The organism is Asaia siamensis (genome assembly GCF_014635085.1).
In the GTDB taxonomy this organism is placed as follows: Bacteria; Pseudomonadota; Alphaproteobacteria; order Acetobacterales; family Acetobacteraceae; genus Asaia; species Asaia siamensis.
Genome location: NZ_BMCH01000002.1, coordinates 358,605 through 370,158, shown reverse-complemented (window position 1 = coordinate 370,158; position 11,554 = coordinate 358,605). Strand labels below are relative to the sequence as shown.

Here is an 11,554-nt window from a genome sequence, read left to right as displayed (position 1 = left end):
GACGGTCACCGCGCGAAAGACAGACGCTTGAACAGCGCTGACAGGCGATGACGGCGCAGTTCATAGCGTGCCTTGTTATTCGTGGCCATGTAATTCAGCTGAATAGTGTAACGCGGGCCAACATATTGCCTGTGTCCATGCCAGGTTTTGGGACCATTGGGGAAGATCAGCAGCGTGCCATGGGCAGGCTTCACCTCGACATCGTAATCCTCAAGGTTGTCCGGCCCGTTGAGCAGACGCAGGCACCCTTCCTGAGCCGACCAGGCAGCGCTTTCCGGGTTCAGATACAGCAGGATCGTGACCAGCTTGGCCTCTGAGTCACGGTGGATACGCCCATCCTTCTCACGCGTGCGACCACGCAGGGTCAGCATGCTCGGGGCGCTTTCGATATCGAGACCGAATTTCTCGGCCACGATCTTCTTGAGGCGCGGGCCCTGAAGCTCCTTTGTCAGCGCCTTGACCGTCGGATGCAGCTTGAGCCCCTCTGGCGGGAAGGACCCGCCAGAGCGCATCTCCGGCATCAGATTGATGAGTGTCTGGAGGTCCTCTTCGCGTACGAAGTTGGGGACGACCACATGTCTGAACGGTGCCTCGCTGATCGGGGTCCGTTCAAGGGCTTCGTATTGAAGAGCGATCTGTGACATGGAAGGCGAGCCTATTCCTGCCGCCGCCCGCAGACAAGACGCTTCTTAGCCCTTCATGCGATGATGCGGATGACGCACGGCACTGTTACGCACGAACTGGGTGTAGCCAGCCCCGATGCGGTCGGTATCGGTAAAGCAGGCACGCAGGGAAACCGGTTTTTCCTGATGGTCCTGCCCCGGCACATAGGCTGTGCGCACGAGATGCGGCGACGTCGAGCATCTCAGTGCTGCCCGGCTGTCAAAATCCAGACGGCGCCCCGATTGCTCGACAGGATGCTCTGCGCCTGCCAAGGCTACGCCGGATGCCGTGACCAGTAGCGAAAACGTGACTGCCGCCAGTATGGGCATGCGACGCATGACAGACCCCTCCAAACTGCAATATCGGAACACGCGATGATCAGTTAGACCCTCAGCGCACTCTGGTGCGGAGTCTATAGACGGGATCTGTCATTGAAAGTTTCGACTCTTTCTGGTCCCATCTTCAGAACGTGCGATTGTGAACTGATTTCGTTCGGAAAAGTTTTATGCTTGTTGCTGTTGGGCAAGAGTTCCATGGTTTTTTGCGCCATGAGAGTGCCATTTTGAGACGCTATGCAGATCTGCGAAAAACAGCCGGGGAGGGCTGCGAGCATGGGTGAGATCGGTTCATTACCAAGCGCGTTGAACGGGGCCAACACAGTCTATCTGGCCGACCTTCATGCAAAGTGGAGCGCAGATCCGAGAAGCGTCGATCCGTCCTTCGCCGACCTGTTCAAGGCACTCGACGCCGAGAGCCTCGCTGCCCTGACGGGGGCCACGGAAAAGCCAGCCGTCCATCCGGGCGCCGATCGTCCTGCCTGGGGTGAGCATGCATCCCTGCTCGACTCCCGTTCGCAGGGTCAGATGGCCCCCAAACCGAACACCGAGTTCTCGGCGACCGATCTGCTTTCGAGCGTCGATGACAGCGTTCGTGCCATTCAGCTGGTGCGCGCCTATCGCGTGCGCGGTCATCTTGAATCACGCCTCGACCCGCTCGGGCTTCAGGTACCCAAATCCTATACCGAACTAGACCCGGCGACTTATGGCTTTGGTCCCAATGACCGTGACCGCCCGATCTATCTCGGCCAGATGGTCAGCTCGCTTCTGCCCGAACGGGCCAGCGCGACGATCAACGAGCTGCTGGCTGCCCTGCGTCAGACCTATTGCGGCCCGATCGGCGTGGAATACATGCATATTCAGGACGCGGCGCAGCGTCTGTGGCTCCAGCATCGCCTTGAAGGCGATGACTGGCGCCGCACCTTCTCTTCTGCAGAGAAGAAGATCATCCTGAACCAGCTGACCGAAGCCGAAGGCTTCGAGAGCTTCTGCCAGAAACGCTTCACCGGTACCAAGCGCTTCGGCCTCGAGGGCAGTGAAGTCACCATTCCGGCGCTTCACGCCATCATTGAGCAGTCGGTGCGCCACGGCACGCGCAGCGTTTCGGTCGGCATGGCCCATCGCGGCCGTCTGAACGTCATGGCCAATGTGGTGCAAAAGCCGTTTGCGGCCATTTTCTCCGAATTCGCAGGCGCGTCTTTCAAGCCGACCGATGTGCAGGGTTCGGGCGACGTCAAATATCATCTCGGCACGGCTGCCACGCTTCATGTCTCGAATGAGAAGGTGCGCGTCACCCTTCTGCCGAACCCCTCGCATCTCGAAGCGGTCGACCCGGTCGTGGTCGGGCGGGTGCGCGCCATCCAGGATTCAGAAGGCTGTGTCGGGCTCGAAAACCGCTACCGTCATCTCGGCCTGCTGATCCATGGCGATGCTGCCTTTGCGGGTCAGGGCATCGTCTACGAAACCATGGCGATGTCGCAGCTCATCGGCTATCGCACAGGGGGCACCATTCACGTGGTGACCAACAACCAGATCGGCTTCACCACCATCTCGGCCCATGCGCATTCGGGCTTCTATTGCACAGATATTGCCAAGGCCGTTCATGCCCCCATTCTGCATGTAAATGGCGACGAACCCGAAGCCGCCGCCTATTGCGCGCGCCTGGCTGCGGATTATCGTCGCGAATTTGCTGCCGATGTCGTGCTCGATCTGGTCTGCTATCGCCGTCACGGCCATAACGAAGCTGACGAACCTGCCTTCACGCAGCCTACGATGTACAAGGCCATTGCGGCCCGCCCGACCACGCGCGCACTTTATGCCAAGCGTCTGGCCCGCGAAAAGATCATCGATGCCGAGACGGCAGACGACCAGTTCCAGTCTTTTCAGGACCATCTGCAGAACCAGTTCGAAGCGGCCAAATCCTATGAACCAAGCCGCGAAGACTGGCTGGAATGCAATCAGGACCCGTCGCGACTTTCCGATGAGCCTCTGCGCGAGCAGCCTGTTACCGGGATCAGCATTTCAGGTCTGCAGCGCGTTGGCGCAGCCCTGACTCGTATTCCTGAAGACTTTGCCCTTCATCCGCGCCTGCGTCGGGTCATTCAGGCACGCGGTCAGGCAATCGAGACTGGCTCAGGGATTGACTGGGCTCTTGGTGAAGCCCTCGCTTTCGGTTCACTGCTGCTCCAGCATCATCCGGTGCGTCTGTCGGGCGAGGATTGCCAGCGTGGCACATTCAGCCAGCGTCACGCTGTTCTGGTCGATCAACTCAACCAGAGCGACTATGTGCCGCTCAATAATATCGCTGACGGTCAGGCAAAGATCGAGGTCTATAACTCCCTGCTCTCCGAATTCGGCGTGCTGGGTTTCGAATATGGCTACACCCTTGCCGCCCCGAACTCCCTCGTTCTGTGGGAAGCGCAATTCGGCGATTTCGCCAATGGCGCACAGGTCATTATCGACCAGTTCATCGCGTCGGGTGAAACCAAGTGGCTGCGCACCTCCGGCCTCGTGATGCTTCTGCCCCATGGCTATGAGGGTCAGGGTCCCGAGCATTCCTCGGCGCGGCTTGAGCGCTATCTGCAGCTCTGCGCCGAGAATAACCTGCGCGTATGCAATATCACCACGCCTGCAAACTACTTCCATGCCCTGCGCCGCCAGATCGCGCGTGAGTGCCGCAAGCCGCTGATCATCATGACGCCGAAATCGCTTCTGCGTCACAAGGAGGCCGTATCGGATCTGGTCGATTTCGGGCCGGAAACGCGTTTCCGCACCATTCTCCCTGAGACCGATGCCCTGCTGCCGGATGCGGAAATCAAGCGTGTCGTTCTCTGCTCGGGTAAGGTCTATTACGATCTGCGCGCGGCAAGACGCGAGATGGATCGCAAGGACGTGGCGATCCTGCGCCTCGAACAGCTCTACCCCTTCCCGCGCGACGTGCTGTCACAGCAACTCGCCCGCTATCCGAATGCGAAGATCGTCTGGTGTCAGGAAGAGTCGCAGAATGGCGGCGCCTGGGCCTTTGTCGATCGTCGCATCGAGAACTCGGCCGAACGTTGCTCTCATGCCCAGCCACGGCCGATCTATGTCGGACGCAAGGCTTCGGCCTCGCCCGCAACAGGCCTTGCCAGCGAGCACATCGCAGAACAGGCCGCGCTCGTTCAGGAAGCTCTGGGCTGAGACTACTCCGGCGGGGCGTCATGAGGCCCCGCCCCATACGTGCGCAGACCAGACGTTTTTCCGCCATCATAAGCCTGCATCATGAGACCATCCGAAAATGGGAGAAACTCATGGTTCAGCGCAGGCACTCTTTCCTGTGGTCGCTATTGGTCGGTTGTGGTTTGGCCCTTACGGCGCCTGCACAGGCTGATGATGTTGAGAACAAGATCAAGGCTGCCTTTGCGCCGCTGGTCAGCCGCTATGACGTACCAGGTCTTGTGGTTGGCGTAACCCAGAATGGCGTTCATCATTTTTACGCTGTGGGGCTCGCCTCGCGGGCAGATCATCGCCCTGTCACGCCAAATACGCTCTTTGAGCTGGGCTCGATGAGCAAGATCTTCAACGTCACCCTCGCCGCTCTTGCTGTCGAACGCGGCAAGATGCGCCTGAGTGATACAGTTGCGCATCACCTGTGCGACGATCATTGCCGTATCGGTCATGATCTCACGCTTCTTGATCTGGCGACCCACCATTCCGGGGGCCTTCCCCTGCAGGTGCCGGACACAATCACCGATGTCAGAGGACTGACAGAGTGGCTCACCGTCTGGCATCCACCGCAACCGGGTGCGCGGAGTTATTCGAATATCAGTATCGGCCTGCTGGGCTATATCTCCGCCCGGTCACTGGGAATGACCTACACAACAGCCGTTCAGACAATCCTCTTCCCTGCTTTTGGGCTCAGACATAGCTGGATCGAGGTACCGGCCAGCGAGATGAAAAACTACGCCTACGGCTATGACAAAAAGACCGATGCCCCCGAACGGGTCCATCCCGGCGTGCTGGCAGCTGAGGCTTATGGCGTCAAATCGACACCCAGCGACATGCTGAGAATGCTGGATATCGAACTCGGTCTCGGCCATCCCCCGGACGACTTGCGGCGCGCAGTAAAGATGACGCAGCAGGGACGCTACAAGACAGAATTCTTCACCCAGGACATGATCTGGGAGCATTATCCCTGGCCGACGCCTCTGCAACCGATGCTGCTCGGCAATGGCTATGATTTCATCATGAAACCGCATCCGGTCACGGCCGTCGAACCGCATCAGCCTGACGATCAGGATGTCATTTTCAACAAGACCGGCTCAACCGACGGTTTTGGCGGCTATGTCGCAATGATCCCGAGTCAGAAAATCGGTGTTGTCATGCTGGCCAACAGGAACACCCCGAATGAAGCCCGTGTCGAAGCGACCTACAGGCTTCTGAACGCCCTCATGGCCCCGACGAAGGCAGAGTAAAACCCGGTCGGCCGAGACATCAGGCATCGCCGGGGGATCGCCTTCAACCTACCCCGTCACAGACGGGGCAGGTCTTGCCGCTCTCAGAGATGAAGCGGCTTGTCGTAGGCACCTAGGGCAGCTTCCTTGAGGGCTTCAGACAACGTGGGATGGGCATGGCAGGCCAGAGCCACGTCTTCTGCACTGGCCTTGAAGGTCATGGCTAATGTGGCCTCGGCAATCAGTTCGCCCGCACAGGCGCCCAGAATATGCACACCCAGAATACGGTCGGTCTTGGCGTCGGTCAGCACTTTCACGCCACCATCAGTAGCCGCAATAGCGCGTGCGCGCGCACTGGCCATGAAAGGGAAGCTGCCGGTCTTGTAGGCAACGCCATCCTGCTTGAGCTGCTCTTCCGTGCGGCCAACCATGGCGAATTCGGGCTGGGTATAGATGACCGAGGGAATGGCATCATAAGGCACATGACCCACGCGCCCTGCGAGATGTTCGGCCAGGGCGATTCCTTCTTCCTCTGCCTTATGCGCCAGCATCGGTCCGGCAATCACGTCACCAATGGCATAGATGCTGGGGCATGAGGTGCGGAAATGGGCATCGACAGGAATTCGTCCGACCTCATCAGTGTCGATACCGACCGTCCCCAGATCGAGCCCCTGCGTATAGGGCTTACGACCGATGGAGACGAGCACGACATCGGCTTCAAGCGCCTCGGTCGCTTCCTGCCCCACTTTCTGCAGGGTCAGATCGAGCGCACTGCCCTCGATGGCAATTTTGGTCACCCGAGTGGAAAGACGGAATTTGAGGCCGAGTTTTTCAAGAGCACGCTGGAACTGACGACCGAGACCACGATCAAAACCGGGGGCAATGTGGTCGCCATATTCGATGATCGTCACCTCACTGCCCAGACGCTTCCAGACGCTGCCCAGTTCGAGACCGATGACACCGGCGCCAATCACGGCAAGACGCTTGGGCACCGACTCAAGCGACAGGGCCCCGGTGGACGAGACAACGCGCTTTTCATCAAAGGCAACGCCTGGCAGGGCCGCGGGGGCACTGCCCGTAGCGATGACAATCGATTTGGCGGTCACGGTCTCGCCGCTGATCGACAGGCTGTGCGGACCGGTCAGCGTCGCTTCGCCGACCTTGAAGGTCACATTGTTCTTGCGAAAGAGAAATCCGATCCCCTTGACCGTATCGCCGACAACGCGCTCCTTGCGCGCCATCATCTGGCCCAGATTGAGTGTGGGCGTCACACCGTCGATGCCTAGGGCGGCGAATTCGGTCTCGGCCTCGTGCAGGCGCTCCGAACTGTGCAGCAATGCCTTCGAGGGGATGCAGCCCACATTGAGGCAGGTGCCGCCGGGGGTTTCGCGCCGGTCGACACACAGCACCTTCAGACCGCGCTGCGCTGCCTTGAGCGCACAGACATAACCGCCAGGGCCAGCGCCGATGACGGCCAGATCGAATTCAAAACTCTCCGACATGGCGGTCTCTTTCCGTTCAGACATCAAGAAGCAGGCGACGGGGATCTTCCACATATTGCTTGACGCGCACGAGGAAGCTCACCGCCTCGCGCCCATCGACCATGCGATGATCATAGGACAGCGCGACATACATCATCGGGCGGATCACGACCTGACCATCGACCGCAACCGGGCGGTCCTGAATGGCATGCATGCCCAGAATGGCCGATTGCGGCGGGTTTAGGATCGGCGTCGACAGCAGCGATCCAAACACGCCACCATTGGTGATCGAGAACGTACCACGCGACAGCTCGTCAAGCTTGAGCGTACCTGCGCGGGCGCGCGAGCCGTAATCATTGATATGACGTTCCAGCTCGGCGAAGCTCATCTGGTCGGCATCGTGCAGCACCGGCACCACCAGACCGCGTTCGCTCCCGACCGCGATGCCGAGATTGACGAAGCGACGATAGATGATGTCATCCCCGTCGATCGTCGAGTTGATAGCCGGAAATTCTTGCAGCGCCTTGATGCAGGCGCGTGCAAAAATCGACATGAAGCCCAGCTTCACGCCGTGCTTCTTCTCGAACACCTCACGATACTCGGCGCGCAGGGCCTTGGCCGCGCTCATATCGACTTCGTTGAACGTGGTCAGGATGGCAGCCGTGTTCTGCGCATCCTTCAGGCGTCTGGCGATCGTCTGGCGCAGGCGCGTCATGGGCACGCGCTGCTCGCGACTATCCTGCTCGTTCTTGCCAAGCAGCGCGGCCAGCGCATTCGCAACCGCCGGAGACGGCGCTGCGGGAGCCGGTGCCGCAGAGGCGGCGGCGGGAGCAGAAGCCTGGGGCTGCACCGGCTCTGCCGGGCGGGGCTGCTCCATACGGGCAATCACGTCGCCCTTGGTGACGCGTCCATCCAGCCCGGTTCCTTCGGCAATGCTTCCCGGCGCGATCTGCTCTTCGGCCATCAGTCGTGCGGCTGCAGGCATCGGATCACGCGCAGGCTGAGGCGCCTGCGGGGCGGCAGCAGGGGCTGCCTTGGCTGGCGTCTGTGCAGCCGGAGCCTGCGAACCCGCTGAGGGGGCACTGGCCTTTCCATTGGGATCGAGCGTACCAAGAACGCTGCCAACGGCCACTTCCGCACCGGAGGCCATCAGATCATTGCCCAGAACACCAGCCTGTGGCGCAGGCACTTCAACGCTGATCTTGTCGGTTTCCAGCTCGACGACAGGTTCGTCGGCGGCTACCGCCTGCCCGGGTTGCTTGAGCCATCGGGTTATCGTTGCCGAGGTGACACTTTCACCGAGAACCGGCACCCTAATCTCGACCGACATCATCTCTCCCTTTGCCCGTTAGGACTTCTGTCGCGCAGCATCTCGAACGACCATAGACAGGAACAGTCCGCGTGCCTACTCCACGCACCACGCGCGCCAAACCCAGAGAATGGGGATCATGGGGATGATTTGTCAGGGTTTGCCCGGGATCTCCTGCCGGGCGGCCCGATATTTCACCCGATTGTGACGCGACATCGTCTGATGACGGGGTCTTTCATCTGACCGGAGAGCGCCTCATATGCTGGGCCTGCCTCTGCCCCCTTGCGAAAGCGCCTCTTTTGTTCTGCCGGGCGATCCCGCACGCCACCATCATGAAAGACCTGTCCCCATGTATCTCGGTATCGATCTCGGCACTTCGGGTATCAAGGCGGTTCTGGTCGATCAGAACCAGCAGGTCATCGCCGCTCATACCGAAAAGCTGAGCGTCAGCCGCCCGCATCCGGGCTGGAGCGAGCAGAACCCGAATGACTGGTATGAAGCGACCCTGCGGGCTCTGGATGCCCTGCGCGACAGCCACCCCGAAGCGCTCGCTGCTGTGCGGGGCATTGGTCTGTCGGGCCAGCAGCATGGCGCTGTTCTGCTAGGTGAAGACGGCGCCGTACTACGCCCCTGTCTGCTCTGGAACGACACGCGGGCAGAAACGGAATGCTCGCTTTTCGAACATCGCTTTCCGCTCTGCCGCCAGATCACCGGCAATATCGCCATGCCCGGTTTTACTGCGCCCAAGGTGCTGTGGGTTGCCAGACACGAGCCTGAAGTCTTTGCCAAGGTCACGCATGTCGTGCTTCCAAAGGCATGGCTGCGCTTTCGCCTGACAGGCGCGCTGATTGACGACATGTCGGATGCATCTGGCTCGCTCTGGCTCGATACCGGTCGCAGGCTCTGGTCTGACGCGGCGCTCGAAGCTTCCAATCTGCGCCTTGCCGCCATGCCGGCGCTCTGCGAGGGCACTGACGCAGCTGGCACGCTGAATGCCGAACTCACCACGCGCTGGGGCATGAAGGAAGCCCCCGTCTTTGCCGGGGGCGCTGGCGATAATGCGGCTGGTGCTGTGGGACTCGGTGCCATTCACACGGGCGATGCGTTTCTGTCCCTTGGCACTTCGGGTGTTGTCTGGGTCACCACCGACTCCTTTCACCCCGGCGGCAATCACGCCATTCATTCCTTCTGTCATGCCGTGCCCAATCAATGGCACCAGATGGGTGTCACCTTGTCTGCTGCGGCTTCTCTTGCCTGGTGGTCGCGCGTGACGGGCATGGATGAGAAAGCCCTGCTTGCCGAATTGCCAGAAGCCCCTGAGGCCCCCTCACCCGTTCTGTTTGCGCCCTATCTCTCGGGGGAGCGCACACCCCATAATGACGGCTCGGTGCGGGGCGGATTCGTCGGCCTCACTCAGGACACGACACGCGCCGAGATGACCCAGGCCGTATTGGAAGGCGTTGCATTCTCCTTTCGCGATGCGCTCGAAGGCCTCGCCGAGTCCGGCACGGTCATTACCGAGGCCGATGTAATCGGCGGCGGCTCACGCAGCCCGCTCTGGACGGCTATCCTTGCCAGCGTGCTGGGTGTCACCCTTCATCGCCTCGCCAATGGCGAGCAGGGAGGCGCCTTCGGTGCAGCCCGTCTGGCGCGCATCGCCGTTACTGGCGAAGATGTCAGCGCTGTGTGCCTGCCGCCAGAGCGTGTGGCCTCCATTGCTCCGGATGACCGCCTGAGCGGCCCCTATCGTCAGGCCTATGCACGCTATCGGGCGCTTTACCCGGCGCTGAAAACTATTCCGTAAGCCAGAGAGAGAAACCGCTACGATTTCCCTCAGGGAAGGATGCAGAGGGGGTGGCTCCCCTCAACGACCATGCTCAGTGCAGTTCGGTCGGGCTGACTTTCTGCACGAAGCGTTGCACGACAGCCAGACCGCCATTTTCGATCAGGGTTGAATGCGCCCCCTGTTGCGTCGTCCATATCTGTTTCGGCTCTGGCGCCGCATTGAAAACGGCGAGGCTCTGCGCTGGCGGCACTGTGCCATCGCGCAGGGTGCGCATGACAAGAAGCGGCATTTTCAGACCCGCGACCCGACTGAGCGTGTCGAACTGGTTTCTCAGCAGCAGATGGACCGGCATATAGGGGTAACGCGACGAGGCCACATCGGCGATGCTGGTATAGGGCGCATCGAGCACAAGTCCCGCTGCCGGGTAGTCGAGCGCGGTTCGCAACGCGACATTCGTGCCAAGTGACTCGCCGTAGAGAATAATCTGGTTTGGTGCGATGCCCTGATTGCGCAGAAAATTCATGCCAGCCGCCGCATCAAGCACGAGACCCGCTTCACTCGGTGACCCCGGATTGCCCCCATAGCCACGATATTCGACCGCCAGCAATCCTGTCTCTCCCTGCGCCAGAAGTGCAAAACGGCGCGCGCGTGACGTGATCGATCCGGCATTGCCATGCAGATAAAGCAGGATCGGGGCGCCGACAGCAGGCGGCCGATAATAGGCCTTGAGATTGAGTCCGTCAGAACTGTGTAACGTCACCATACGCGCACCGGGAATGAGCGCTGCGGGATCGTCGAGAGGGGCTGAGTCAGCCGGAAAGACCAGACTATCCTGCCGGATATACAGAAACCCCGCCACGAGCAGATAGACGGCGACAAGGCAGGCAAGGAAGATCGCGGAATATCTGATCAAGACTGAAGCTCTCGGAACGATTTTCGGGCAGAGGCGTAGTCAAAAGGATGTGACCTTCCGAAACCCGATTGTCGAGAGTCAGATCAATGAAATATTTATGGCCTCTCCCGCTTCTGCTCGCCTTTCTTGCGGCAGCCGCTCTGACGCAAGCTGCTGAAAAGCCACCGGAAAAACCGCTGCGCAGCTATCAGCATCTATGGACCGACGAGAACGGTGTGAGCCATATAGCGCGCTGTCCGGTCTCGAATTTCTTTCTCAAGAGCATGTCGCCGCCAGCCGGGCCGCAATGGCAGAATCCTATGGCGCCCCAGACAGCGACGCTCATGATGACAGTCCAGCCCAGGCACTGGAACGGCGCTTGGCACCCTGACCCGAAGCCGCAATGGATCATTCCGCTCAAGGGGCGCTGGTGGGTGCGCGCCATGGATGGCACACGCGTCGAAATGGGCCCGGGCGATATCCTCTTTGGTGAGGATCAGGATGTGCACCCCATGGCCGATGGCCCATACAAGGGCAAGAAGGGCCACGATGCCGGGAATGTCGGCGATGACGAGGTGACACTGCTTGTCATCCAGTCGGCCAACCCGCCGGAAATCAACAAGCCCTGCCGCTATCACTGAACGCCCGACCGCAA

Annotated in this window: 9 protein-coding genes; 4 read left to right on the top strand and 5 right to left on the bottom strand. The window is 60.3% G+C overall.

Annotated features, from left to right (window positions below; all coding sequences use genetic code 11):
- Positions 1-5 precede the first annotated feature (5 nt).
- Entirely contained in the window at positions 6-644 is a 639-nt protein-coding gene (locus IEV53_RS05185; protein WP_188425718.1) for a 2OG-Fe(II) oxygenase family protein, read from the bottom strand.
- A gap of 45 nt (positions 645-689) precedes the next feature.
- On the bottom strand, positions 690-1,001 hold the full coding sequence (locus IEV53_RS05180; RefSeq protein ID WP_188425717.1) for a hypothetical protein: 312 nt from the start codon (positions 999-1,001) through the stop codon (positions 690-692).
- A 273-nt stretch (positions 1,002-1,274) separates the two neighbouring features.
- Between IEV53_RS05180 and IEV53_RS05175 the strand changes: the two genes are divergently transcribed.
- Together IEV53_RS05175 and ampC are read left to right on the top strand one after the other, a co-directional pair.
- The gene (locus tag IEV53_RS05175) at positions 1,275-4,178 is read left to right on the top strand and encodes a 2-oxoglutarate dehydrogenase E1 component (protein WP_188425716.1); all 2,904 of its coding nucleotides are present in this window, start codon (positions 1,275-1,277) and stop codon (positions 4,176-4,178) included.
- A 20-nt stretch (positions 4,179-4,198) separates the two neighbouring features.
- Positions 4,199-5,452, top strand: coding sequence for a class C beta-lactamase (gene ampC / locus IEV53_RS05170; RefSeq protein WP_229719612.1), 1,254 nt, complete (start codon positions 4,199-4,201; stop codon positions 5,450-5,452).
- A gap of 83 nt (positions 5,453-5,535) precedes the next feature.
- Here ampC and lpdA read toward each other — a convergent pair whose 3' ends face one another.
- Positions 5,536-6,933: a dihydrolipoyl dehydrogenase gene (gene lpdA, locus IEV53_RS05165; RefSeq protein WP_188425715.1), complete on the bottom strand. Its 1,398-nt coding sequence runs from the start codon at positions 6,931-6,933 to the stop codon at positions 5,536-5,538.
- A gap of 16 nt (positions 6,934-6,949) precedes the next feature.
- Positions 6,950-8,242 carry a 2-oxoglutarate dehydrogenase complex dihydrolipoyllysine-residue succinyltransferase gene (gene odhB / locus IEV53_RS05160; RefSeq protein WP_188425714.1) on the bottom strand — a complete coding sequence of 431 codons (1,293 nt, stop codon included), beginning with the start codon at positions 8,240-8,242 and terminating at the stop codon, positions 6,950-6,952.
- Between the two features lie 328 nt (positions 8,243-8,570).
- On the opposite strand from odhB, the gene xylB reads away from it, so the two are divergent.
- Positions 8,571-10,025, top strand: a complete 1,455-nt coding sequence (gene xylB, locus IEV53_RS05155) for a xylulokinase (protein ID WP_188425855.1) — start codon at positions 8,571-8,573, stop codon at positions 10,023-10,025.
- A 73-nt stretch (positions 10,026-10,098) separates the two neighbouring features.
- Here the strand turns inward: xylB and IEV53_RS05150 are convergent, their stop codons facing one another.
- Positions 10,099-10,920 carry an alpha/beta hydrolase gene (locus IEV53_RS05150; RefSeq protein ID WP_188425713.1) on the bottom strand — a complete coding sequence of 274 codons (822 nt, stop codon included), beginning with the start codon at positions 10,918-10,920 and terminating at the stop codon, positions 10,099-10,101.
- Positions 10,921-11,006: 86 nt separating this feature from the next.
- Here IEV53_RS05150 and IEV53_RS05145 point away from each other — a divergent pair, with 86 nt between their 5' ends.
- Complete coding sequence (locus tag IEV53_RS05145) at positions 11,007-11,540, top strand: cupin domain-containing protein (protein WP_188425712.1); 534 nt, start codon at positions 11,007-11,009, stop codon at positions 11,538-11,540.
- The last annotated feature ends 14 nt before the right edge of the window (positions 11,541-11,554 follow it).

Coding starts and splice junctions, on each gene's coding strand:
- IEV53_RS05185 (WP_188425718.1), bottom strand. CDS start 644: ATGTCACAGATCGCTCTTCAATACGAAGCCCTTGAACGGACCCCGATC.
- IEV53_RS05180 (WP_188425717.1), bottom strand. CDS start 1,001: ATGCGTCGCATGCCCATACTGGCGGCAGTCACGTTTTCGCTACTGGTC.
- IEV53_RS05175 (WP_188425716.1), top strand. CDS start 1,275: ATGGGTGAGATCGGTTCATTACCAAGCGCGTTGAACGGGGCCAACACA.
- ampC (WP_229719612.1), top strand. CDS start 4,199: ATGAGGCCCCGCCCCATACGTGCGCAGACCAGACGTTTTTCCGCCATC.
- lpdA (WP_188425715.1), bottom strand. CDS start 6,933: ATGTCGGAGAGTTTTGAATTCGATCTGGCCGTCATCGGCGCTGGCCCT.
- odhB (WP_188425714.1), bottom strand. CDS start 8,242: ATGTCGGTCGAGATTAGGGTGCCGGTTCTCGGTGAAAGTGTCACCTCG.
- xylB (WP_188425855.1), top strand. CDS start 8,571: ATGTATCTCGGTATCGATCTCGGCACTTCGGGTATCAAGGCGGTTCTG.
- IEV53_RS05145 (WP_188425712.1), top strand. CDS start 11,007: ATGAAATATTTATGGCCTCTCCCGCTTCTGCTCGCCTTTCTTGCGGCA.